We start from the raw sequence: 24,788 nt of genomic DNA on the forward strand, positions 1-24,788 counted from the left end.
CGGATATGAAAAAGCCCCCTTGGCAGGGGGCTTTGTTGTATCGGTTGGGGCGGTGCTTACAGCGCGGCGATTTCGGCCTGCTGGGCTTCCAGCTTGGTCAGCTGGAGACGGTAATCTTCCAGCTTCTCGCGCTCTTTGGCGATGACCGCTTCCGGCGCCTTGGCGACGAAGGCTTCGTTGCCGAGTTTGCCTTCGATACGGCCGCACTCGCCCACCAGACGGGCAACCTCTTTGGCCAGACGGGCCAGTTCGGCATCCTTGTCGATGAGACCGGCCATCGGGATCATCAGCTCGGTAGCGCCGATCAGCTTCTTCACTGACAGGGGAGCCACTTCACCGTCCGCCAGTACGCGGATGGACTCCAGACGGGCCAGCGACTTGAGGAAAGCCTCGTTGTCAGCGGCGCGCTGGGCATCCTTGGCATCGCACTGGAGCAGCACGTTGAGGGGCACGCTCGGGGCCACGTTCATCTCGGCGCGGATGTTGCGGATGCTGACGATGAACTCCTTCACCCACTCCTGATCCGCCATCGCGGCTTCGTCCACCTTGGTGGCGTCGAACTCCGGGAAGGCCTGAATCATGATGGTGTCGGCGTGTACGCCAGCCAGCGGGGCGACCGATTTCCAGATGGTCTCGGTGATGAACGGGATGATCGGGTGTGCCAGACGCAGCAGGGTCTCGAGGACGCTGACGAGGGTGTGGCGGGCAGCGCGCTGCTCGGCCTCGGAACCCTTGGTCAGTACCGGCTTGGTCAGCTCCAGATACCAGTCACAGAACTGGTTCCAGATAAATTCGTACAGCACGCCAGCCGCGATGTCGAAGCGGTAGGTATCGAGGGCGGTACGGAAGTCACGGATGGCCACTTGCAGCTGGGACTGGATCCAGCGATCTGCCAGACTGAACTGCATCTCGCCGCCGTTGAAGCCGCAATCCTGATCTTCGGTGTTCATCAGCACATAGCGGGAGGCGTTCCACAACTTGTTGCAGAAGTTGTTGTAGCCGTCCAGGCGCTTCATGTCCCAGTTGATGTCACGACCGGTAGAGGCCAGCGCTGCCAGCGTGAAGCGCAGGGCGTCGGTACCGTGGGCATCGATCCCTTCCGGGAACTGCTTGGCGGTACGCTTGGCAATCTTCTCGGCCATCTGCGGCTGCATCATGTTGCCTGTGCGCTTCTCCAGCAGATCTTCCAGCGAGATGCCGTCGATCATGTCGAGGGGATCCAGCACGTTGCCCTTGGACTTGGACATCTTCTGGCCCTCTTCGTCGCGGATAAGGCCTGTGATGTAGACGGTCTTGAACGGGACTTGCGGCTGGCCGTTTTCGTCCTTGATGAAGTGCATGGTCATCATGATCATCCGGGCAATCCAGAAGAAGATGATGTCGAAGCCGCTCATCAGCACGTCGGTCGGGTGGAAGGTCTTGAGTGCCTCGGTGTTGTTCGGCCAGCCCAGAGTGGAGAAGGTCCACAGAGCGGAGCTGAACCAGGTGTCGAGCACGTCTTCGTCCTGACGCAGTACGGTTACGGCCGGGATGCTGTGCTTGGCGCGCACTTCGTCTTCGCTGCGGCCAACGTAGACGTTGCCGGCGTCGTCATACCATGCCGGGATGCGGTGACCCCACCACAGCTGACGGGAGACGCACCAGTCCTGAATGTCGCGCATCCAGGAGAAGTACATGTTTTCGTACTGTTTCGGCACGAACTGGATGCGGCCATCTTCCACCGCCTCGATGGCGGTCTTGGCCATCGGCGCCACGCGCACGTACCACTGGTCGGTCAGCATCGGCTCGATGGGCACGCCACCGCGATCGCCGTAAGGCTGTTGCAGCACGTGATCCTTGATCTCGTCCAGCAGGCCCAGCTCTTCCAGCTTGGCCAGAATCGCCTTGCGGGCAGCGAAACGCTCCAGACCGGCGAACTCGGCCGGCAGGGCGGCGTCGTAGGCAGTGCTCGGGTTGCCGTTGGTATCGACAACTTCGGCCTCGGCACGCACGTGGGCGTCCAGGGTGAAGATGTTGATCATCGGCAGGCTGTGGCGCTTGCCCACTTCGTTATCGTTGAAGTCGTGGGCAGGGGTGATCTTCACGCAACCAGTGCCCTTCTCCATGTCGGCGTGTTCATCGGCAACGATGGGGATCAGGCGGTTCACCAGCGGCAGCAGGATGTGCTGGCCGATCAGCGCCTTGTAGCGCGGGTCTTCCGGGTTCACGGCCACGGCGGTATCGCCCAGCATGGTCTCTGGACGGGTGGTGGCGACGATCAGGTAATCCTTGCCTTCGGCAGTCTTGGCGCCGTTGGCCAGCGGGTAGCGCAGGTGCCACATGTGGCCCTTGATCTCGCGGTTTTCAACTTCCAGATCGGAGATGGCGGTGTTGAGTTTCGGATCCCAGTTCACCAGACGCTTGCCGCGGTACATCAGGCCATCTTCGTAGAGACGAACGAACACTTCCTGCACGGCAGCGGAGAGACCCTCATCCATGGTAAAGCGCTCGCGCTCCCAATCCACGGAGTCGCCCAGACGACGCATCTGGCGGGTGATGGTGCCACCGGACTCTTCCTTCCACTGCCAAATCTTGTCGATAAAGGCATCACGGCCGTAATCGTGGCGAGTTTTGCCCTCTTCTGCAGCGATCTTGCGTTCAACCACCATCTGGGTGGCGATACCGGCGTGGTCGGTACCAGCCTGCCACAGGGTGTTCTTGCCCTGCATGCGGTTGTAGCGGATCAGGGTATCCATCAGGGTTTGCTGGAAGGCGTGACCCATGTGCAGGCTGCCGGTGACGTTCGGCGGCGGGATCATGATGCAGAAGGAGTCTTTGCTGGTGTCGCCGTGGGGCTTGAAGTAACCCTGGGCTTCCCAGTGCTGATAGAGCGCCTGTTCGATGGCGTTGTGATTAAAAGTCTTTTCCATGGTCTCGCCGTAATCTGGATGGATGGAGTCTGGTGTTGATTCTTTATGGATCAATTGGTTGCAGTCAGGGCTGCGCCGGATCCGGTGCGGCAAGGACGGGCTGATCCCTCATTTCGAGGGTATGGCCTGCCTGGCGATAGTGCTTGTAGCGCTCGCGGGCTTGCTGCTTTTGTGTTTCGTCAGTGGGGACAAAATCTACCACTTGAGCGAAGTGTCCTGCAAACAAAGGTGTCGCAGTGGCCAGATTGATGAGGCGGGCGTAGCGCCGTTTCGGTGGCTGATAGCCGATCTCCACCGGGGCAATGCCGCTTTCGCCTTGCAGCTGGTGCGGTACGAAGCGCTCCGGCGGCAGCTGCCACAACAGCTCGTCCAGACGCAGGGCCTGGGCCTCGTCGTTGCAGAACAGGTAGATATGGCCCGCGCCCCACGACTCGGCAGCAAGAGTGCAGGCCAGTCGCTCGACCGCAGAAGCCTGCGCGTCATCCTGTTCGCTCATCAGGTAAAAGGTCACTTGGCTCATCAGGTTGATCCCGTTTTGCGGTGACGGACTGTTGACCGCCTCATGAGGCTGACGGGGCGTTTCCCGTCCGCAGCTCACTGATTCAAGAATGAAACAAGGAAGAGGCGGGCCTCTTCCTTGTGGTTCAGGGTAACGCCAACCCTTCCGATGCAGCTATCGGCAGGGGCCGGAGAGTTACTCTTTCTCTTCGATATCCACGCCAGCCCGGTTCAGCAGGAACTGGGTCAGCAGGGGCACCGGACGACCGGTGGAGCCTTTATCCTTGCCACTCTTCCAGGCAGTCCCGGCGATATCCAGGTGGGCCCAGTTGTACTTCTTGGTGAAGCGTGACAGGAAGGCGGCCGCGGTGATGGTGCCGGCCGGACGACCGCCGATGTTGGCCATGTCGGCAAACGGGCTGTCGATCTGCTCCTGATACTCGTCAAACAGCGGCAGACGCCAGGCGCGATCACCCGCCTGCTCGGAGGCGTTGAGCAGCTCGTGGGCCAGCGGGTTGTGGTTGGCCAGCAGACCCGAGGTGTGGTGGCCCAGCGCGATGACGCAGGCACCGGTCAGGGTCGCCACGTCGATCACGGTTTCCGGATCGAAGCGGTCCACATAGGTCAGTGCATCACACAGCACCAGACGACCTTCCGCATCGGTGTTGAGCACTTCGATGGTCTGGCCGGACATGGAGGTAAGGATGTCACCCGGACGATAGGCGTTGCCACCCGGCATGTTCTCGCAGCCTGCCAGCACGCCGATGACGTTGATCGGCAGTTGCAGCTGGGCCAGCGCATGCATGGTACCGAGCACGGAGGCGGCGCCACCCATGTCGTACTTCATCTCGTCCATGCCGTCGGCCGGTTTGATGGAGATTCCACCGGAGTCAAAGGTCAGACCCTTGCCGACCAGCACGATGGGCTTGGCATCCGGATGACCCTTGTATTCGATGATGGCCATCATGGCTTCGTTGTCGGAGCCGCGGGCCACCGCCAGATAGGAGTTCATGCCGAGCTCGGCCATCTCCTGCTCGCCCACCACCTTGGTGGTGATGTTGTCGTAGGCATCGGCCAGACGACGGGCCTGGGAGGCCAGATAGGCCGGGTTGCAGACGTTGGGCGGCATGTTCGCCACGTCGCGGCAGACCCGCACACCCTTGGCCACGGCCAGACCGTGAGCGATGGCTTTTTCACCAATGGTCAGTTCCCGACGCGTCGGCACGTTGAATACCAGCTTGCGCAGCGGGCGACGTGGCTCGGCCTTGTTGGTCTTGAACTGATCAAAGCTGTAGAGGCCCGCCTTGGTGGTTTCTACCGCCTGGCGCACCTTCCAATAGGTATCCCGACCCTTGACGTGCAGCTCGGTGAGGAAGCAGACCGCTTCCATGGAGCCGGTTTCGTTCAGGGTGGTGATGGTCTTGTTGATGATCTGCTTGTACTGGCGTTCGTCGAGTTCCCGCTCCTTGCCGCATCCGACCAGCAGTACGCGCTCGCTGAGCACGCCCGGTACTTGATGCAGCAGCAGCATCTGGCCTGGTTTCCCTTCCAGGTCGCCACGGCGCAGCAGCGAACTGATATAGCCATCGCTGATCTTGTCCAGTTGTTCGGCAACCGGAGAGAGGCGACGAGGCTCAAATACGCCGACTACGACGCAGGCGCTCCGTTGCTTCTCTGGACTGCCACTCTTTACACTGAACTCCATGGAATCTCCTACATCCTAAAGACAAAAGGCACCTTTTATTGAATAATGCGGTGCTTGTTGGGGTATCAGAGGCGGAGCGAACAGCCACAGGCTCCGCAGTTCAAACTGGTAAAAATCCAATATACGGCCCTATTTTTCAGGCATTCGACTAAAAACACAAGTTTACTTGGGAATGACTGTGATCGTTTTCCGATATTTGTTCAGGGAAACCCTGAAAACCCAGCTGGCAGTGTTATTCGTATTGCTGCTTATCTTTGTCAGCCAACAATTTATCAAGATCATCGGTGACGCCGCCGATGGCGAGGTGCCGACACGTCTGGTCTCCACCCTGCTGCTGCTCAACTTGCCCAATATGGCGTTGTTGATGCTGCCTATCAGTCTCTTTTTAGCCATTTTGTTTGCCCATGGTCGCCTCTACGCCGAAAGCGAGATGACGGTGATGCATGCGGTCGGCTTCAGCCACCGTTTTGTGATGCGCAGCGCCATGTCGCTGGCCTTGCTGACGGCGGTGGTTGCGGCGTTCAACACCGGCTGGATCGCCCCGCAGGCCAAGGAGCGCGAGTATCAGGTGATCGACGAGTTCAAGGCGGATCCGGGTATCTCCTTCCTGCAGGCGGGCCGCTTTATGGAGCTCGACAAGGGGCGTCTGGTTGCCTATATCCAGGATTTGAACGACAACGGCTCAAAACTGCAAAAGATCTTCGTGCTGCAGCGGGCGGAGGGGAACAATCCTCCCTCGGTGGTGGTGGCGAGCGAAGGGGTGGTGACGGTCGATGAGAACGGTCTGCAGTGGCTGACTCTGATGGATGGTTCCCGCTACGAAGGGAACTTCTCCGGCAAACAGTTCCAGATCTCCGATTTTCGCGAATATGGTCTGGTGATCCGCCAGCAGGAGATGGAGCGTTCCAACCGCAAGGCGGCGGCCAAGCCGACCATGGAACTGTTCGGTACCCAGGACAACGCTATGATGGCGGAATTGCAGTGGCGTATCTCGCTGCCCCTCTCCATTCCGGTGCTGACCCTGCTGGTGGTACCGCTGGCGCGGGTCAACCCCCGTCAGGGGCGCTACGCCAAGCTGTTGCCGGCCATCATGCTCTATCTCTCCTACTTCCTGCTGCTCAGCGCCGCCCGTTCGGCCATCGACAGCGGTCGGCTGCCCTACTGGCCGGGGATGTTCCTGGTGCCGCTCGGTTACCTGCTGTTTATCGGCCTGCCCCTCAATCTGCAGGGCACCAGCTGGTGGAACGGGGTGAAAGGGCGCTATTTCAACAGAAAATCAGCATGATGCTGCAACATAGGAACTTCTGCTGATGTTTGGCATTCTCGATAGATATATCGGTAGGGTCATCTTTATGTCGATCCTGCTGTGTGAAATCACGCTGGTTGGTCTGGCGGCGCTCATCAAATATGTGGAGCAGCTCAAGTCGGTCGGTGACGGCAACTACGACATGATCAACGCCCTCTACTATGTGCTGCTCTCCATGCCCAAGGAGGCGGTGCTCTTCTTCCCGCTGGCCGCGCTGCTGGGTGGCCTGATTGGTCTGGGTCAGCTGGCGACCAGCTCCGAGCTGGTGGTGATGCAGGCGGCGGGTCGCTCCAAGATCAGTATCGTGATGGCTGCGCTCAAGACGGCGATCCCGCTGATGATCATGGTGGGGTTGATGGGGGAGTATGTGGCCCCCATCGCCAAGCGGATGGCCGATGACATCAAGGCAGGCGCGCTGTCCGAAGGTCGTCTGACGGTTTCCGCCTACGGTGTGTGGGCTCGCGATGGCAACAACTTCGTCAATATCAACGGGGTGCGTAACGATGGCGCCCTCACCGGCATCACCCTCTATCGCTTCACCCCCGAGCGCAAGCTGATCGACGTGGTGCAGGCGCAGGAGGGGGTGTTCGAGCGTCACCACTGGCTGCTCAAGCAGACCCAGGTTACCCGCTTCGACGACCCGGCGCAGATCCGCAGCGAACAGCATGACAAGATGGAGTGGAGCTCGGAGCTGACGCCCAAGCAGCTGGGGGTGGTGAGTATCGACCCCGAGAACCTCTCGGTCTCCGGTCTGCTCGACTACATCGGCTATCTCGATGCCAACAAGCAGGATGCCGGTCGCTACAAGCTGGAGATGTGGCGCAAATTGCTGTCACCACTCTCGGTGGTGGCGATGATCCTGCTGGCCTCCTCCTTCATCTTTGGCCCGCTACGCTCGGTGAGCATGGGGGCTCGGATGCTGATGGGGATCATGACCGGCTTTGCCGTCTATGTGAGTGATCGGGTGTTTGGCCCCATCAGTCTGGTCTATGCGGTACCGCCGATTCTGGCGGCTATCGCGCCCAGCCTGCTGTTTGGCGGCATCTCCTTCTACATCCTCAGCCGCAAGCAGTAACCCGCACGAGATTATGAGGAAATGCAAAGAGGGCACCTGTTGGTGCCCTCTTTCGTTGCTGCATTGCTCCGGTATTACTTGTTCAACAATTCCAGATTTGCCTCTTTGCTCAGCACAATCACTTCGCACTCGGCCCAGATATCCTGAAACGCCCGCGGACGCTGGCGGTTGAACAGGCACATCAGGTTGCCCAGACCAAAGGCGGCGGTGGCGAGACGGATCAGCGCCTGGGTAATACGGATATGGCTGCCATCTTCGTTCTGAATGCGCAGCCGCCAGGCGCGCATGCCGACGGTCTGGCCAGCACGGGTCCAGAACCAGGTGTAGAAACCGCAGATGACGAAGGCGAGCCACAGGGTGTAGATCAGGCTCAGGTGGTGGCGGGTCAGCAACCAGACGGTATCTTCACCCGCCGGTACGCTGGCCATGCCGGTGACCAGCAACAGCTTGGCGACACCCATGCCGATAAAGCCGGCGATGATCAGCAGCGAAGTCACCACCAGCGCATCATAGATCAGGGCGCCGAGGCGACGCATCAGACCCGCTGACGGGTATGGCTGAGTGGCGGGAGAGGGGGATTTTTGTTGGACTTTTTTAGGCTTGGCCATCGTTTTTATTCCATTAAGATGATGGCGGCATTCTATGTAACTGGCCCCGCATCGGCAAGGCGTTGAATAAATGAACAAACGGGAGTGTTCAATCGAAAAACACCTTGCATGGCATCGCGCCATTCGTATAATCCCTCGCAGTTGCCCGGGTGGCGAAATCGGTAGACGCAGCGGATTCAAAATCCGCCGGTGAATAACCGTGTCGGTTCGAGTCCGACCCCGGGCACCATCAAATTCATGACAAAAGGCCATCAGCAATGATGGCCTTTTGTTTTTTGGCGCTCCTGCACATTGGTGCGTTGCTGCTGAGCAGTCAGTACTTCCCGTTACCTCTTGGTATCCCTTCTCTTTTTCCGCTCTCCGTTATTTCCTTTTCTTGATGTGGCCGCTGACGGCATCACCGCCAGCGGCCTGTTTCTATTGCGGTTTTCTTTCCAAACCTTGCTGCATCAGATCATGGTTGCTGCGTTACCCCAGCAGGGCAAACAGCAGGGTGCCGAGGCTGCCAGCGAGTGTCAGCGCTATGATGGCTCTGGGTGTGCCGTGCAGCTTGGTCCACATAAACAGGCTGGTGAGGGCGAGCAGCAGCAGGGCCAGGGCGGCGATATCGCCAAACAGCTGCCAGCCGAGGCCGGTGCCCATGCCGCGGTGCAGCCGGTTGAGGCTGGCGGCAAAGTTGGCTTGCTGCAGGTCGGTACGTATCAGCAAGGTACCCTCGACATAGCTGGCGGCCACGCTCTGGCTGAGCGTAACGCCGCGCATCTCCCACTTGGCGGGCAGGGTGAGCGGGCCGTTCGGGGTGGGCAGGGTCTGGGCCGGGGTGATCATGGTTCGCCCGTCGGCAAAGGTATCGGGATAGCGCTGTTGCAGCAGGTTTTTCAGCTGCTCCGGGCTGGCAAGCGGCGTCTCCAGCACTATCTCTTCACTCGATTTGTTGGTGTGGGGGCCGGGGATGGGCAACACGGCACGGTGTTGCAGCCAGAGGCCGGTGATGCCGTACATCAGCATCAGGGCAAGGGTAAAAAAGCCGGCCCAAGCATGGAGGCGGCGTACCCATTTGTTGTTGTGAAGGGGAACTCTTCTGCGTTTCATCGTGGTTGCTTCATAAAAAAACTGGCCAGCAAGGGCTGGCCAGTCGGGGTGGTTGTCACAGAGATCAGAAGCGGTAGGTTCCGGTCAGGCTCAGCTGACGGGGCGTACCCGGCATGATCTGGGTGGCACTGGTGGCGCTGACAAAGTACTCGTGGTCGGTCAGGTTTTCGGCGCTCAGCTCGGCTTCCCACTGCTGCCAGCGATAACCGGCGCGCGCATCGAAGCGAGCGTAACCGGGCAGAGTGGTGGTGTTGGCGTTGTCGGCAAAGCGATCGCCCACTGCCGTCACGCCGGTTTCGCCGAACCAGCCCTGCTCGCCACTCTTGTAGCCGAGATAGAGCTGGCCATTCTGACGGGAGACGTTCATCGGGCGCTTGCCCTGCAGATCCGCATCCGCCTTGACCTGCTCGGCATCCTGAATGGCGAAGCCACCACGCAGGTAGATCTTGTCGGTCAGCTCGGCGCGGGCGCTCAGCTCGACACCCTCGGTACGCTGCAGGCCGGTGAGGATCACCTTGGTGGGATCCAGCGGATCCTTGGTGCGCTTGTTGTACATCTCCAGTCGATAGAGGGAGAGAGTGGTCGCCAGCTTGCCGTTCAGCCAGTCACTCTTCACACCCCCCTCGTAGAGGCGGGTGTGCTGGGGTTCCAGCCCGTTGTTCTTGTCACCCGGGGTGATGCCGATCAGCTCGCCGCCCACTGGAGTGAAGGTCTTGCTGTAGGAGGTGTAGAAGGCGTGATCCTCGAGGGGATTCCACACCAGACCGAGGCGCGGGCTCAGGCTGTTGACCGAGACGCTCTCCTCCTTGTTGAGGTCGTAGCGGCGACTGGTGACGGTGAAGTCGTCACGGCGCAGCCCGCCAACCAGATGCCAGTCACCCAGGCTGAGCTGATCCTGCAGATAGAGGCCATTGCCGCGCACCTTGTGTTTGGCGTCGCTGGAGAGTTTCATGGCACCATTGTAGGTAGGCAGTGAGCCCGGATCGTAGAGATTGCCAGACGGGATGGCGTTGGCGTTCTGGTAGAGCTTGGGTGTGCGCTCCTGCCAGTTCTGCTCGAAGCCAACCAGCAGGCGATGTTCCACCGGACCGGTCTGGAACAGACCTTCGGCCTCGGTGTTGCTGATCAGGTTCTTCGCTTTCAGATCCTGCTGCCAGCGGGAGCGGGTCACCTTATCCCCTTTGACGCTGGTGACATAGGTGTTGTCAAACTGGCTGTCGAGGGTGGAGTAACCGAGCTGTTGGCGCAGTTGCCATTGATCGTTGATATCCCAGGAGAGGCGTGAACGGGTGGATTGCGCCACGTCATCGATGAAGTCGCGGCTGGTGTCGCTGTAGACATACTCTCGCGGCACATCGGCCGGACGGCCATTGACCCCGGGAATGCCGCGATCCGGGGTGCGGTCATGTTCATTGCGCTCGTACTGCACCAGCCAGTTGAGGTTGTCGCTGATCTCCCAGTTGGCGGAGGGGGCCAGCAGGGTGCGCTTGCTCTTCACGCCGTTGCGAAAGCTATCTTTGTCCTCTTGCGCCATGTTGAGGCGCAGTTGCACCTGCTCACTCGCCTCGCCATTGAGGTCGGCGGCCAGTCGCTGACTGTCAAAGCTGCCGACCCGGGCGGTGACGCTGGACTCCTGCCCTTTTTGCGGCTTCTTGCTGACCCGGTTGACGATGCCCCCGTGCTACCGCGGCCGTAGAGCACGGCAGCCGGGCCCTTGAGCACTTCCACCCGCTCGATGTTGCCGAGATCCCGGGTGTACTGCATGTCGTCGCGGAATCCGTCGAGATAGAAGTCGTTGCTGGCGCTGAAGCCGCGGATATTGACCCCGTCGAAGCGGGTATCACCGCTTGCGTTGACCCCGGGAATGCCGCTCAGAGCTTCACTCAGCGTCGGTTGGCCGAAGGCGGTCAGCTCGCTGACCTTGACGCTGTCGATGGTCTGGGGAACCAGCTTGGCTGGCGTATTGGTACGGGTTGCGGTGGCAACTTCCTGATGCTGGGATCGTTTGCCAACTACTGTCATGGTTTCATCGGCGGCCTGGGCAGTGAAGCCGGTGCCCAGCAGTGCCAGCGAGACCAGCGTTCTGCGAAAGTGAGGGTGCTGCATATTCAATATTGACTCTTTGGATGTCGACCTGACGGCTCGAACATATTGATTTAATTATAATTAGCCTGACCCGCTTAAGCGGGATGCCAATGATATTGATTTTCATTTGTCTGGCAAGGTGAAAATGGAGGGGGCTTTGGGGGCGTGTTGTGTGGTCGGCAGAGCTCGGCTGAAAAGCAGAGCCATTGCAGCAAGCGGCGAGAACGAAGCGAGAGCAAAAAGGGCGTAGCGGAAGAGAAAGGGGAGGGGCTAAACGTGAAGAGGTATCCGGCCCGATAGGACGGGCCGGATACCGGACTCAGCGAGTACGCAGCAGTCGGCGGGTGAGGGGCTGGGCCGCCAGCAGGCGATAGGCCAGCAGAGATGCTCCCAGCAGCAGCGGCACCTTGGCGATCTCCCACGGGATGGATGCGCCCTGCGGGCCGAACACGAAGAGCCAGACCACCAGCATCATGTGCAGGCAGTAGATCCCGAGCACTTTGGGGGCTTGACGTTCAAGCCAGCTGCCCTTGCCCAACTCGGGGTTGGCCAGCAGCAGTCCAAACAGGCCGATAGCCCAGGGAAGGGAGCCGAGCAGGAAGTCGTGGCGGGTGAGCGGCACTGCAGCAAAGTGCTGCAGCGCCCAGGCTTCACAGCCATAGAGCGCCACGCCCGCCAGCAGTAGTTGCCAGCCGGTGCGGGCATCGGGCTGCCACTGACGCTGGCGCAGCAGGGCACCAAGCGCCACAAACAGCAGGGAGAAGAAGGGGCCGTTACGGGTGAGCAGTGGCCACTCGGTGCCCAGCAGCGGCTTGGCATAGGAGCCCCCCAGCAGCGCCAGCAAGTAGAGGCCAAGACCCAGCCAGATGGCGAGCGATGGTCTGCCAAGCCGGTAACAGAGTGCCAGCAGGGCCACCGCCATCACCAGGGCAGGCAGGAACCAGAGGTGGATCATGCCGCCCACCAGCCAGCCATTGAGGGGGTCGCCGAGCTGGAATAGCCACTGCCCGCGCAGGGAGGCCAGATAGCCTTGCTGCACGGCATCCAGTGGATTGAACGGCACCAGCAGGTAGACCAGACTCCACGCCAGCCAGAGCAGCAGCAAGGGGCGGCAGTAGCGCCAGGCCACGGTCAGCGGCGCCTCGCGACTCAGTCTCGGCTGCAGAAAATAACCGGCACAGAGGAAAAACAGCGGCACGGCAAAGCGGCATAACTGGTTGATGGTGCCGCTCAGCCAGAGCCAGGATCCACTTCCCCACAGGGCGGGATTGAAGGGATTGGCGAAGGGGGATACGTGAATGGTCATCACGGCCAGAATGGCCAGTACCCGCCCGCACTCGATACTGGAAATACGCATGGTGGCTCGTCGTTACAGGGGTTGTGATGGCACGCTAAAATTCTTGCTGCCAGGTTACAACCAATTGATTCTATTAGTGTGAATCACACTGTTGAGTCGTTACGTTTTGTAACTGGATGGCGGAAGGTGTTACCTGTAACGGGAGCAAGCTCCCGTTTTTTGGGCGCGCTCATGCAGATAAAAAAAGCGAGGCGGGCGCCTCGCTTGGTTGGGGATCTCGAGCTTACTGGTGAGTCAGCATGCTGCTCTGGTTGGCTGCCAGGGTGGTTCTGCCCGAGCTCTCCAGCCAGGTTTTGATCCGCTTGGCGTCGGCGACCCGATCGTTGGTGGTCTCGGCATTGAGCAGCACCATGATCACCGGCTCGCGATTGACCTTGGTGCCCAGCACCAGACAGCGGCCCGCTTCGCGGATATAGCCGGTCTTGGAGAGGGTGAACTCCCATTGCCCTTCGCGGATCAACCGGTTGGAGTTGAGGTAGTGCAGCTGGCGTTTGTTGGTGCGCACATAGCTCTGCTCGTCGGTGGAGTACTGGCGGATCAGCGGATAGGAGGCCGCTGCGGCGGCGAGCTTGGCGAGATCCTGCGCGGTGGAGACGTTGCGCGGGTTGAGCCCGGTGCTGTCGGCGTAGCGGGTATTCCACATCCCCAGCATGCGGGCCTTGGCATTCATCGCCTCGACGAAGGCTCGCTGGCCGCCGGGATAGTGGCGGGCCAGCGCCGAGGCGGCGCGGTTTTCAGAGGACATCAGGGCGATATGGAGCATTTCGGCGCGGCTGAGCCTGGAGCCGATGGCCAGGCGCGAGCCGGTTCCCTTGATGCGGTCGATGTCGGCATTGGTCACGGTGAGCATTTCGTTGAGGCGCAGGTTGGCATCCAGCACCACCAGCGCCGTCATCAGCTTGGTGAGTGAGGCGATGGGCATTACCCGGTTGCCGTTGCGCTCGGAGATCACCTCGCCGGTTCTGTGGTTGGCCACCACGAAAGCGGCCGAGCTGAGGTTGGGCACATCCCGTCGCTCGAGAAAGCCGCTGCTGCTCTTGCTGCTGGCGGAAAAGGGGTTGGCATGGGCACTGTCCATAGTGGCCGGCAGCATTACTGCGCCAAGCAACAGGGGAAGGAGGGAACGCATCATCATGATCAGCTCTACCGGACGAAATACAGGGATATCTCGCTAAGTTATATGTCGTGAACTGGCGCTTCACAATCATTCTCACCTTGATATTGATAATTTACGGCGTTGAGCGTGCTCTGACGGCGAGGAGAGCGTAAAAGAGGTCTCCATGGAGTCTTTTTTTTATGCATTGAAACTATGGGCTGGCCGTGATGGCGAGCGGAACCCGGCGCTAAAAAAAATCGGGACCAGAACGGTCCCGATTGGCATGGAGCATTGCCTACCGTTTAGTGGGCATCTTCCTGCTTGATCTTGAAGCGCATGGCGATCACCACGAACAGCAGCGGGCCAATGATGGTCCAGACGCCGGTGGAGATATCGCCGGAGATAAAGGGGGCCACCACGGTAAAGACGTTGCCGAAGGCGACCAGGATCAGGCTGATGATGGTAGCCAGCAGCACGGCACCTGAGCTCTTGAAGAAGATCAGGTCCTTGCCCAGCGCCGGGTTGTTGCGATAGCGATACCAGGCGTAGATGAGGAACATGTAGGGCAGGGTCATGCCGACGTTGGTCATGGTGATGATCAGCTCGTAGAGGGCGGCGGCCCCTTCCGGGTTGATCAGGGTAAAGATGGACTTGGCGGCAATGAACAGACAGACCACCCAGGCTTGCACCTTGAGGGCTTCAATGCGCACGCCATTCTCGTTCTCGCGCTGGAAACGCTCCGGCCAGAAGTAACTCGGGGTGCCGGTGATGAACTGGCGCAGTGGCGCGTAGGAGAGGGCGATAAAGGCACCCAGATAGCTCAGGAACATGCCAAGGCCAGCAAAGCGCATGAATACCTGTCCCAGCCACTCGCCACCAAGATGGCGCCCCAGCTCCAGCATGATGATGAAGAGGGCGGAGAGAGAGGTGATCCCCTCGGCCGGGAAGTCGCTCCAGCGCATGATGGAGCCGACCGCCAGAAAGCCGATGATGTAGCAGAGTACGATGAAGGCGCCGGAGAGGAAGATGCCGCGCTTGAGGTCGCGCTCGGGATCTTCCAGCTCGTCAGCCACCCCGGCCATCGCCTCGACCCCGCCGTAGGCGAAGATGGCGAATACCATAAAGCCGAGGAAAGGGATGATGTCGTTGAACGCGGCATTGGGAGAAGCCGTCAGCGATGCCTGGGTGAAGGGCTCCTGCAGAGTCATGCCGCTCACCGCGAAGGTGAAGACGCCGCCGACCAGCAGCAACACGTTGAGTGCCACCACTGAGAGACCGCCGATGGCCGCCACTTTGGCGAAGCGGGCGCTACCCAGGGTGATGAGCTTGGTGACGGTGGCAACCAGCGCGATGGCGACCACTCCCAGAATAAAGGGGCCGAAGTCGATGCCGGTGCCCAGGGTGACCGGGATGACGGTGATGTCGCGGCCAAACAGCATGAAGGAGAGGGGCACCCACATGGAGAGCGCCTTGCCAAACATCCAGATGACGTAGGAGGCGAACCACATGGTCAGACCGATAAAGGCGAATCGGGTCGAGACCGAGTGGCGCATCCAGGTAAAGATACCGCCCGCCTCTTTGCGAAAACCGGTACCAAACTCAATCATCATCAAAATGAACGGGATGAAGAAAAACAGACCGCCGATCACGAACATCGGAATAGCGGCATATCCCATTCGGTAAAAACCGATCCCGATATTAGTGACGCCAAATACCGATGTTAATATCATCAATATAAAGGCGCCCAACTTCAGCTTTTTTGCTGACATATTAAAAACTCCCTGATGGTGCTGGATTTAAAATAATCAAAAATTAAACAGACGAAACCGGACCCATTAATAACGCGGTCGCGCCATGCCATCCTGCTGTGGCGGGCGCGATCGGGTCATCTCTGACCGGGCTGGCTTACCCGTCAGGCGGTCAATGAATGTATGGGCGGAGCAGCATGGTCTGTGCCATGCGCGGTATTGGTCAGCGTTGCCGAAAATTAACTGTGAACGATTTTATCATTAATGCTGCTGGGCAGGTAAGTTTCCCGAATGAAGCTGTGGTTGAAATAAGCAGACCTGCCAGTTAATTGATACGTTGCGGATGTAAACATTTACGCCCGGGCCGACACTTATTTCCATTATTGGTATTCGGCATATTTGGCGGAGTGAATTACGCCATCCTGCCTGATAAATTCGCACCAATGGCGACAGCGCTTATCCTCCCAGCCGGGTCAGCAGCACGCCGCCGGTGATAATGGCCGCCGCCGTCAGCCGCATGCGCCCGAGCGGCTCTTTCAGCAGCCAGACCGAGAGCAGCATGGCAAACAGCACACTGCTTTCGCGCAGAGCCGCAACCACGCCAATGGGGGCTTGGGTCATGGCCCAGATAACAATCCCGTAGGCGAGCAGTGACATGGCACCTCCTGCAATTCCCGCCATCGCATGGCGACGGATCTGGCGCCATGCGTTGCGTTTCTGGTGGACGAGCAACACCAGCAGCATCGCCAGCCCGGTGCAGGCAAAGAGCCAGAGGGTGTAGCGTACCGGTTCACCCCCTGCGCGGGCGCCGGCCCCATCCGAGAGGGTATAGGTCGCCGTAAACATGGCCGTGACCAGTGCTGCCCGAACCGCTTTGCTGGCAAGACGCTGCTGCCCACCTCGCCAGGCCATCAGCAAGACACCCATGATCAGCACGCAGGCGCCGATGAGGCCGCCGTAACCGGGGTAATCCCCCAGCAATATGGCACTTAACGCCATGGCGAGCAGCGGGGCACTGCCACGTGCCAGCGGATAGATCTGGCCAAAATCGCCCTGATTGTAGGCATGACTGAGAAACAGGCAGTAACCGATATGGAGCAGGACTGAGAGGCCGAGCCAAGGCAGCTCGGCAGCAGAGGGAAGCCCCATGGGCAGCAGCGCCACGGTGGCTATAAGCCCTGAGAAGATCGCCACCAGTGACACGCCCACCAGCCGCTCTTCGCCAATTTTGACCAGCGCATTCCAGCTGGCGTGAAGCAGGGCTGCCAGCAGGACGGCAAAAAAGACGGTGGTGCTCATGGGAAAGGGCTCTCGGGCGATGGGGGTCAACAGCATACCCGCCCGGAGCCTGATTGGCCGAGATCTTTATCAAGGCTTCGGCTTTTCGGGGCTCGCCTCCTGCGTGGTGGCGTTACCCAGTTGCCCCAGCACCAGTTTGGGATGGGGATCGGTCTGCAGCGGTATATCCTGCAACTCTGTTCCCTGCTGGTGGCGGTGGATGATCCCGGCGGCCATCTTGCCCAGTGCCTCGTAGCTGCTGATGGTGCCAACGCTGCAGCCGTGCTCGACGAACAGCTCTGCACTGCAGATGGTAGGGATGGCAGCTGCGTTGAGTGCATTTAGCAAACGGGGGGCGATAGAGAGCAGATAGCTGTCTGCGGCCAGAAAGACGATGTCGTTTTTGGCATCCTGTTGCAGCCGCTTTAGTTCGTTGTCCAGCCGCCGTGGGTCAGGGGCCATTCGCCAGGTGACCATCTGCCACTGATAGCGTTTCGCTTCATTGAGCAACATATCGGCCACCAGCAGTGTGTTCTGCTCACGGGGGTTGAAGGGTAGCAGCAGCCGTTTGCCGGTGGCCAGATGCTCGCTGGCGTTGGCCAGTTGCAGCGCCATCGGCACCATGTTGCTTACCCCGGCCACCATGCTGTTCTGGGCTTTGTCTTCCGAGAGGATGTCTGCCCCGACCGGGTCGGATACCACGTTGAAGATCAGTGGCTTGCGGTTGGCCACCAGACTCTTGGTCATGGTGGTGGCGGTGGTGCCAAAGGTGTAGATGTAGTCGTATTCGGCCAGTTTCGGCAGCATCTGCTGGCGCAGCATGGTTGCCAGCGCAGTACGATCCTGATCGGCGTTATAGGTGGTGATGGTGGCCTGATAGCCAAGACGGGTCAGCTCTGCCCGAAAGCCCGCTTCGGCTGCGGTTTCACCGCGCCACAGCACCATTGCGATAGAGAGGGCGTGAGCGGGAAGAGCCAGCAGCAACAGCAGGACGAAAGGCAGCCTGACCATGATCATCTCTCCGGCGATACATCTACTGTTGAGCCTAGGCTACTTTATCCGGTCGTGAACGACGCCCAGCAAAAAGCGCGATGGCAAGCCATCGCGCTTTGGGGATCCGCAAAACCTCGATTAGAAGTCGTAGCGGGCAGCCAGCTGGAAGTCATCCTTGACGTTGAGCTTGCCGCTCTCCTTGCTGTCCAGATTGTTGATACGGTACTCGCCAATTACCCGCAGGTTCTTGTTGAATTTGTACTGGGCACCCAGGGTGTAGTAATCCACGTTGTCTTTCTTGATGCCAGCCTTGTCCTGCTCCTGTTTGTTCCACAGGGCCATCAGACCGAAGCCGTTCTCGAAGTTGTAGCCCAGCGCGGCTTCCCAACCGGTGTGATCGGTGCCGGTCGCCAGGAAGTCGCTGCCATCGGCATAGCTCAGGGCAGCGTAGGCGGCCTTGTTGTCGAACTTGGCGGAGATCAGCCACAACTTGGCATCTTCTTCACCGCTCTTGTCGCGGATACCGACGTTGTAGGCGGTACCCAGTGACAGGTTGAACGGGAAGGTATAGGCCACGGCAGCACCGTAGGCGGCATCGCTATCCTTGCTGGTGGTCTCTTCGGTGTCACCACCGTCGAACTTGTAGCTGGTGTCGAGCTGGAAGCCATTGAACAGACCGGAGTATTTCAGCACGGAACCGGCGCGGTTGGTGGCGAAGGTGTCGGTCTTGGCGCCCAGCGCTTCGTTGCCGTAGCCGTCGGAGAGGGAGACATCAGTCCAGTCGGCCAGGAAACCCGGGGCCCCTTTCTGGCGACCGAAGGTCACGGTGCCCCAGTCAGCGCCGACACCGGCGAACGCCAGACGGGTGCGCAGGTTGTCGGGGTTCTCGCTGATGGTCTTCTCGCTGTCATTGATATACATCTGTACTTCGTACTGAGCCAGAGCCTTCAGGCCGCTCTGGATCTGGGTCTCGGCCTTGGCGCCGAAACGGACAAACTGGTTGGCACCCTGTTTGTCGCTGTATTCGCTTTTCGGTTTGCCGCTGGCATCCAGTTCCTTCTTGTCACCAAAGAAGTGGCCAGCGTAGATACGGCCATAGAGATCCAGCATGGAGGTGTCATTTTTGTACACTTCAACGGCTTGAGCCTGGAAGGCTGCGGTGAGAGCCAGTGCCACTACAGTCAGCTTTTTCATCTTAATCCCTTGTGGTGTTGCAAGCTTTTGTTTTGAAAACGGGGTCATGCTAGGCAGCAGGGATGACAGCGGGGTGACAGTTGGATGAAGAGTCGATGGCAATTGGGTTGCAATTGGATGAATTGGCTACATTCTTGCTCGCAGCGGCTACTTTTGTGCGCAAAGGTTTACCCTTGTGGTAGAATGCCGCCCGTTTTCGAGCTCCATAGGTTGGATATGCGATGAGACGTGAACTGGCAATCGAGTTTTCCCGAGTGACGGAAGCGGCTGCACTGGCTGGCTACAAGTGGCTCGGACGTGGTGACAAGAATATCGCTGATGGGGCGGCCGTAGCGGCCATGCGCCACATTCTCAACCAGATCGAGATCGATGGTGAGATTGTGATCGGCGAAGGTGAAATTGATGAAGCGCCGATGCTCTATATCGGCGAGAAGGTCGGTACCGGACACGGCGACGCGGTGGATATCGCGGTCGATCCCATCGAGGGTACCCGCATGACTGCCATGGGTCAGGCCAACGCGCTGGCCGTGCTGGCGGTGGGCGACAAGGGTTCTTTCCTGAAAGCGCCTGACATGTACATGGAAAAGCTGATCGTCGGGCCCAAGGCCAAAGGCGCCATCGACCTGGATCAGGCGCTCGAGCTGAACCTGAAGTCCGTGGCCAAGGCGCTGGGCAAGCCGCTCTCCCGTCTGACCGTCATTACTCTGGCCAAGCCGCGTCATGACAAGGCAATCAAGGAGATGCAGGGTCTGGGCGTGCGGGTGTTCGCCATTCCTGATGGTGACGTTGCCGCCTCCATCCTCACCTGTCTGCCGGACAGTGAAGTTGACATGCTGTATGGCATCGGCGGCGCACCGGAAGGGGTGATCTCCGCTGCGGTGATCCGCGCGCTGGATGGTGACATGCAGGCCCGTCTGGTGCCGCGTCACCGCGTCAAGGGCGACAGCCCGGAAGTGCGTGCACTGGGCGAGCAAGAAATTGCCCGCTGCGAAGCGCTGGGTATCGATGTGAACAAGGTGCTCAAGCTGGAAGACATGGCGAAGAATGACAACGTCATCTTCTCCGCCACCGGCATCACCAAGGGTGATCTGCTGGACGGCATCACCAGCGATGGCGTGATGGCGACCACCGAGACTCTGTTGATCCGTGGTAAATCCCGTACCATTCGTCGTATCAAGTCGATCCATTACCTGGAGCGCAAAGACAGCGTGGTACGCGACATCATCCTGTGATTATGTCTCGCTGAACCGACTGTGTTGTCTGAAGCCCGATCGCCCGTGCGGTCGGGCTTTTTGTTGTGCGTCAGCTACGTTTGTACCGCCGCTTCGGCTATGGTGGCTCAGACCATCCCAAAGGAGTGGAGTCTATGGAGTGTCGTAGCGGCTGCGCTGCCTGTTGCATCGCCCCCAGTATCAGCAGTGCCATTCCCGGTATGCCAGATGGCAAACCGGCTGGCGTCCCCTGTATCCAGCTCGATAGCGCCTTTGGCTGCAAGATCTTCGGTCAACCGGAGCGGCCAGCGGTGTGCGGCGGTTTTCGCCCCATGATGGATGTGTGCGGCAGCCATCGCGCCGAGGCTATCTGGCTGATCGGCGAGCTGGAACGGCTCACCACCTGACGAGGGCAGGGCGAAGAGATAAAAAAGAGGCCGCATCATGCGGCCTCTCGCGTTTCTGTTTGCCGGGGATCAGACTCCCGCCAGCTCCAGTGCCTGACGATAGTACTCGTTGGCCTTGTTGGTAAGGCGGCGCTTGTCCATCAGCTGGCCGAGGGCGTGGTAGGCGGCGGCGCTCGGCGCCCGCTCCACCTCCTGCTCCAGCAGCTTCTGGGCATCATCCAGCTGGCCGGCCAGCAGATAGAGCTGGGCCAGTGCGGTGTCCACCTCCGGTTGCCCCTGCTGTTTTTGCAGCAGCGCCAGCAGCGGCTGGTAGCTGTCGAGTTTCAGCTTGGGCAGGCGAGCCAGCAGCTGCGGCATCGGCTGTTTGCGCAGCGCCTCATGCCACAGGGTGGCGGCTTCGCCATCGGCGCCCAGCTGGCGCAGCAGATCGCCGTAGCAGGCCAGCAGTTCCGGCTCAAGGCGCAGCTTGCGCGGCAGATCCTGCCATACCGCCTTGAGGGTCTCTAGGCTGCCGGCAGCCTGTTGCAGGCGACCACACCAGGCCTGTTGCAGCAGATCTTCTTCCTGTTTCGGGGTCAGCTTGCCTACCTTGTGCAGTGCCGGGATCAGGTCGCACAGGGCACTCCAGTCCTGACGGGCCAGATGCACCTGGCGCAGCTGATCCAGCACCATGGGGTGGCGCGGGTTGAGGGCGTAGACCGACTCCAGCATCGCCAGCGCGGTATCGTACTGGCCCTGCTCGATCTGCAGCTGGGTCTGGGTCAGGGTGAGCGCCAGCTCGGCCTTGGGGTTCTCCTCCTGCGCTTTTTGCAGGTATTGATCCCGGCGGGCGTCGTCACCACGGGCCTGCGCCGCCTTGGCGGCGCTCAGGTAGTTGAGCAGCGGGGTGTCGCTGTTGCTGGCCCCCTTGATCATCAGCTTTTCAGCCTGACTGTAGTGCCCTTCGGCCATTGCCAGGGTGGCGGCGACGGTCTGTTGATTGGCCTTGCGGCGGCGGCGCGAGCCGTACCAGCCGAGGGTCTTGCGGCGCAGGCCGAATACCCGTCCCAGCAGCCACTCGACGATCAGCAGGGCTCCGTAGAACAGCACGGCCAGGATCACCGCGCTGGTGACGGAAGATTCGATGGTGTAATTGCCAAGAGCAATCAGCACATAGCCCTTGTTACCGGAGGCTTGCGGGCCAAAGATCAGCCCTGCGACCATCACGGCAACCAGAATGATTATACGGATCATGGTGCCCTCCTCAGCTGCTGGCCAGAATGCGTTGCAGGCGTTCGGTCAGCACCTGCTCCAGCATGGCCTGGGTCTTGAATTGGGCCGGATAGTCGATCTGGATCTGCTCACCCTTGAGCTTGTCGATCTCGCCCTGCATGTAGCGGGTGGCGCTGTTGTCGGTGTCGAAATACTGGGTCAGCCAGCGCTGCGCCTTGTCCAGGCTGTCTTCGTAGAGCGCCTGCTGCTCGCGATAGACGGAGAGCTGGGCCTGCAACAGCTTGGTCTTGAGGTTTTCACGCAGGAAGATCTCCTGTTGCGGCGAGAGCAGCGCTTCGACCGCGCCATCGCGGCGACGGATGGTGACGAAGTTCTCGGTGAACTTGACCCAGTTCTTCTTCAGGTTGCTCTCCCACTCGTCGGGATTGGTGCTGACCGCCTGATCCGGCTCGGCCTTGGCTTCCGGCATGCTGACGGTGGAGAGGGGCAGCAGCTCGATCTGGTCGGACAGTGCAGCCAGCTTGAGGGTCAGCCCCTCGCGGTCGATGCGCGGCATCCCCTTGAGCTTGGCGATATCCTCGGCCAGCGCCTTGCGGATCGGCATCAGGCTGGGGTCGTTGAGGGCAGCAATTCGCTCATCGGCATTGCCGAGCAGGGTGATGGCGGAGACGAGGTCATGCTCCAGCCACAGCTTGCGGCCCGCCATCCGTACCAGATACTCGGATTCGGCCAGCATCCAGTCGTTGGGGCGCTTGTCATTCAGGTCCAGTACCCGGTTCTGCAGACCCTGCATCTCCCCCTGCAGCCGCTGCTGGGTTTGATCCAGCGCGGCCAGCTGCTCGGCATCCTTGCTGCTGGTCTGGTCGATCTTGCTCAGGGCGCTCGCCAGCTGTTGCTTGAGCTGGGCCAGTTCGGCCTGCTGGGCAACGGCATTCTTGTGACCGTGCAGATAGAGACCGCCGGTCAGGCCAAGGGCCAGCAGGATGGCGACCCCTCCCAGTACGGCACCGGAGCGGCTCTTGCTGCCATTGACCACAGCGGTCGGCTGGGGTTTGACCTGGGATTCTTGTTGTTCTGTCATTCCATCTTCCTCAGTTCCAGTGCGGCCGTCAGGGCCCGGTTGGATGCACCTTGGGCAATCGTGATATGGATAAAGCCCGCTGCACTGGCCATCTCGGCCACGCGCGGGCTGGGGACCACCAGCAGGCGGTCAAAAAGCCAGGGCCGCTGGTGGTCGGGAACCAGCTCCAGCAGCCGTTGCAGCAGTTCACCACTGGTAATGAGCAGGCTGTCCAGCCCCGCTGCCTGCCAGTGGTGGGTCAATCTGTCCCCGTCTAGCTCGGGGTAGTGGCGCTCATAGGCCGCACAATAGTGCACCAGAGCACCGCGTGAGGCTAGCGTGCTGGCGATGAGATCCCGCCCGCCATTACCGCGCAGGATCAGTACCCGTTTGCCTGCTACCTGCTGCAGGGCGGGCAGGGCCAGCAGTCCTTCGCTACGCGGGTCATCCGGGCAACTTGCCGTGATGCCGATGGCTGCAAACGCATCTGCGCTGGCCTGACCCACCGCAAAGTACTCAATATGTGGCCAGGTCTGACCAGTTTGCAACAGAAAATCGTGTGCAAAATGAACGGCATGGATGCTGACGGCGATAACCACATCGGCACTGCGCAACAGGTCGGGCAGGAGAGGGAGTTCACTGCCCGCCACTATCTCCAGCAGCGGACAGCCCAGTGGTGCATGGCCGTGCTGGCGCAGCAACTGCTCCAGCTCGGCGGCCTGAGCGGCCGGACGCACCACCAGCGGTGTCATGCGCGGTAGACCTCGGCCAGGATCTCGTCGGCACCGGCGGCCAGCAGGCGCTGGGCCAGTTGCTCGCCGAGGGCCTCTCCATCGGCCAGCGGACCGCGGATCTCGTCACGGATCACCTGGGTGCCATCCGGGCTACCCACCAGACCGCGCAGCCAGATCTGCTCGCCGTCGACCAGTGCGTAGGCTCCGATAGGAACCTGACATCCCCCTTGCAAGGCGCGATTCATGGCGCGCTCGGTCAGCACCCGGGCGCGGGTCTCGGCGTGCTCCAACGGCGCCAGCAGAGCGTGCAGCTCAACGTCGTCGAGGCGGCATTCGATACCAACGGCGCCCTGACCGTTGGCGGGCAGGCTCTGCTCCGGCTCGATAAAGGCGGTGATGCGGTGCGCCATCTCCAGTCGTTTCAGACCGGCGGCGGCGAGGATGATGGCGTCGTACTCACCGGCATCCAGCTTGGCGAGGCGAGTGTTGACGTTGCCACGCAGGTCGCGGATCACCAGATCCGGGCGCGCCGCGCGCAGCTGGCACTGGCGACGCAGGCTGGATGTGCCGACCACGGCCCCTTGCGGCAGTTCGGCAATGGCCTTGAAACGATTGGAGACGAAGGCGTCGCGGGGATCTTCCCGCTCGCAGATGGTGTGCAGACCGAGCCCCTCGGGGAACTCCACCGGCACATCTTTCATGGAGTGAACGGCGATATCGGCCCGTCCTTCCAGCATGGCGGTCTCCAGCTCCTTGACGAACAATCCCTTGCCGCCCACTTTGGCCAGCGGGGTATCGAGGATCTTGTCACCCTGAGTGCTCATGGGCACCAGTTCGACCTGCAACTGCGGGTGCAGGGCTTCGAGCCGGTCTTTGACAAAGTTGGCCTGCCACAGGGCCAGCGGGCTCTTGCGTGTGGCAATTTTCAGGGTTCGGGCTGCCATATCAATCAGTTGTTTCATTTTTAGAAGGAAATCGATCTTACCACCCTTTGCCCGGGCTTTCATGGCGGAGCCGGCAAAAGCGGGGCCAAGCTCAAAAATGCATGCTGAAAATGATTTTCATTAAGCAAGTGGTGTTGATTAATTTATTGAATATATTGGAATTTAATGATTTCCCCTGATACTTGATGTGGTCATACCAGAAATAATCTGGCGTTTAGCTGAAGGCTTGTTTACCACCGCTGTTTGCATTGTTAACATGATCACACTTTTTTGACG

At 60.1% G+C, this 24,788-nt stretch carries 19 protein-coding genes, 1 tRNA gene and 1 pseudogene; 5 read left to right on the forward strand and 16 right to left on the reverse strand.

The window, feature by feature from the left end:
- Nucleotides 1-56: 56 nt before the first annotated feature.
- The 3 genes from ACTG2U_RS14610 to pepA form a co-directional block, all read right to left on the reverse strand.
- On the reverse strand, nt 57-2,909 hold the full coding sequence (locus ACTG2U_RS14610) for a valine--tRNA ligase (protein ID WP_429011612.1): 2,853 nt from the start codon (nt 2,907-2,909) through the stop codon (nt 57-59).
- 64 nt (nt 2,910-2,973) lie between these two features.
- Nucleotides 2,974-3,429, reverse strand: coding sequence for a DNA polymerase III subunit chi (locus ACTG2U_RS14615; protein WP_108541223.1), 456 nt, complete (start codon nt 3,427-3,429; stop codon nt 2,974-2,976).
- Nucleotides 3,430-3,603: 174 nt separating this feature from the next.
- On the reverse strand, nt 3,604-5,112 hold the full coding sequence (gene pepA, locus ACTG2U_RS14620; protein ID WP_005336423.1) for a leucyl aminopeptidase: 1,509 nt from the start codon (nt 5,110-5,112) through the stop codon (nt 3,604-3,606).
- A 172-nt stretch (nt 5,113-5,284) separates the two neighbouring features.
- Here pepA and lptF point away from each other — a divergent pair, with 172 nt between their 5' ends.
- Together lptF and lptG are read left to right on the forward strand one after the other, a co-directional pair.
- Nucleotides 5,285-6,397, forward strand: a complete 1,113-nt coding sequence (gene lptF, locus ACTG2U_RS14625) for an LPS export ABC transporter permease LptF (protein ID WP_421286223.1) — start codon at nt 5,285-5,287, stop codon at nt 6,395-6,397.
- A gap of 25 nt (nt 6,398-6,422) precedes the next feature.
- On the forward strand, nt 6,423-7,493 hold the full coding sequence (gene lptG / locus ACTG2U_RS14630; RefSeq protein WP_021231808.1) for an LPS export ABC transporter permease LptG: 1,071 nt from the start codon (nt 6,423-6,425) through the stop codon (nt 7,491-7,493).
- Nucleotides 7,494-7,567: 74 nt separating this feature from the next.
- On the opposite strand, the gene ACTG2U_RS14635 is transcribed toward lptG, so the two are convergent.
- Entirely contained in the window at nt 7,568-8,101 is a 534-nt protein-coding gene (locus ACTG2U_RS14635) for an RDD family protein (protein ID WP_162504496.1), read from the reverse strand.
- 143 nt (nt 8,102-8,244) lie between these two features.
- On the opposite strand from ACTG2U_RS14635, the gene ACTG2U_RS14640 reads away from it, so the two are divergent.
- A tRNA-Leu gene (locus tag ACTG2U_RS14640) sits at nt 8,245-8,330 on the forward strand.
- 239 nt (nt 8,331-8,569) lie between these two features.
- Here ACTG2U_RS14640 and ACTG2U_RS14645 read toward each other — a convergent pair.
- The 8 genes and pseudogenes from ACTG2U_RS14645 to ACTG2U_RS14680 all read right to left on the reverse strand — a co-directional run bounded on the left by ACTG2U_RS14645 (nt 8,570) and on the right by ACTG2U_RS14680 (nt 18,944).
- Complete coding sequence (locus ACTG2U_RS14645; RefSeq protein ID WP_429011611.1) at nt 8,570-9,193, reverse strand: PepSY-associated TM helix domain-containing protein; 624 nt, start codon at nt 9,191-9,193, stop codon at nt 8,570-8,572.
- Between the two features lie 64 nt (nt 9,194-9,257).
- Nucleotides 9,258-11,299: pseudogene (locus tag ACTG2U_RS14650) on the reverse strand (TonB-dependent receptor).
- A gap of 298 nt (nt 11,300-11,597) precedes the next feature.
- Complete coding sequence (locus ACTG2U_RS14655) at nt 11,598-12,635, reverse strand: acyltransferase (RefSeq protein ID WP_429011609.1); 1,038 nt, start codon at nt 12,633-12,635, stop codon at nt 11,598-11,600.
- Between the two features lie 223 nt (nt 12,636-12,858).
- A complete protein-coding gene (pbpG, locus tag ACTG2U_RS14660; protein ID WP_005336410.1) occupies nt 12,859-13,770 on the reverse strand; it encodes a D-alanyl-D-alanine endopeptidase in 912 nt (303 codons plus the stop codon).
- 263 nt (nt 13,771-14,033) lie between these two features.
- A complete protein-coding gene (gene yjeM / locus ACTG2U_RS14665; protein WP_158110388.1) occupies nt 14,034-15,500 on the reverse strand; it encodes a glutamate/gamma-aminobutyrate family transporter YjeM in 1,467 nt (488 codons plus the stop codon).
- 435 nt (nt 15,501-15,935) lie between these two features.
- Nucleotides 15,936-16,814, reverse strand: coding sequence for a DMT family transporter (locus ACTG2U_RS14670; protein ID WP_335812165.1), 879 nt, complete (start codon nt 16,812-16,814; stop codon nt 15,936-15,938).
- Between the two features lie 33 nt (nt 16,815-16,847).
- Nucleotides 16,848-17,768 (reverse strand): ABC transporter substrate-binding protein, encoded by a 921-nt coding sequence (locus tag ACTG2U_RS14675; RefSeq protein WP_100654741.1) that lies wholly within the window; start codon nt 17,766-17,768, stop codon nt 16,848-16,850.
- 120 nt (nt 17,769-17,888) lie between these two features.
- Nucleotides 17,889-18,944 carry a porin gene (locus ACTG2U_RS14680; protein ID WP_236356110.1) on the reverse strand — a complete coding sequence of 352 codons (1,056 nt, stop codon included), beginning with the start codon at nt 18,942-18,944 and terminating at the stop codon, nt 17,889-17,891.
- Between the two features lie 221 nt (nt 18,945-19,165).
- On the opposite strand from ACTG2U_RS14680, the gene glpX reads away from it, so the two are divergent.
- Complete coding sequence (glpX, locus tag ACTG2U_RS14685; RefSeq protein ID WP_005336386.1) at nt 19,166-20,176, forward strand: class II fructose-bisphosphatase; 1,011 nt, start codon at nt 19,166-19,168, stop codon at nt 20,174-20,176.
- A 134-nt stretch (nt 20,177-20,310) separates the two neighbouring features.
- On the forward strand, nt 20,311-20,562 hold the full coding sequence (locus tag ACTG2U_RS14690) for a YkgJ family cysteine cluster protein (protein ID WP_021231818.1): 252 nt from the start codon (nt 20,311-20,313) through the stop codon (nt 20,560-20,562).
- Between the two features lie 69 nt (nt 20,563-20,631).
- Here ACTG2U_RS14690 and ACTG2U_RS14695 read toward each other — a convergent pair whose 3' ends face one another.
- From ACTG2U_RS14695 to hemC, 4 genes are read right to left on the reverse strand one after another with little or no spacing between them, the layout of a single operon-like run.
- Nucleotides 20,632-21,795, reverse strand: a complete 1,164-nt coding sequence (locus tag ACTG2U_RS14695) for a heme biosynthesis HemY N-terminal domain-containing protein (protein WP_439974666.1) — start codon at nt 21,793-21,795, stop codon at nt 20,632-20,634.
- Between the two features lie 10 nt (nt 21,796-21,805).
- Nucleotides 21,806-22,855, reverse strand: a complete 1,050-nt coding sequence (locus tag ACTG2U_RS14700; protein ID WP_076495577.1) for a uroporphyrinogen-III C-methyltransferase — start codon at nt 22,853-22,855, stop codon at nt 21,806-21,808.
- A complete protein-coding gene (locus ACTG2U_RS14705; RefSeq protein ID WP_335812162.1) occupies nt 22,852-23,586 on the reverse strand; it encodes a uroporphyrinogen-III synthase in 735 nt (244 codons plus the stop codon). The genes ACTG2U_RS14700 and ACTG2U_RS14705 overlap by 4 nt, the downstream gene beginning before the upstream one ends.
- Nucleotides 23,583-24,512, reverse strand: a complete 930-nt coding sequence (gene hemC, locus ACTG2U_RS14710) for a hydroxymethylbilane synthase (protein WP_139473287.1) — start codon at nt 24,510-24,512, stop codon at nt 23,583-23,585. The genes ACTG2U_RS14705 and hemC overlap by 4 nt, the downstream gene beginning before the upstream one ends.
- Between the last annotated feature and the right edge of the window lie 276 nt (nt 24,513-24,788).

Source organism: Aeromonas sp. 95A, from assembly GCF_051919235.1.
In the GTDB taxonomy this organism is placed as follows: Bacteria; Pseudomonadota; Gammaproteobacteria; order Enterobacterales; family Aeromonadaceae; genus Aeromonas; species Aeromonas veronii.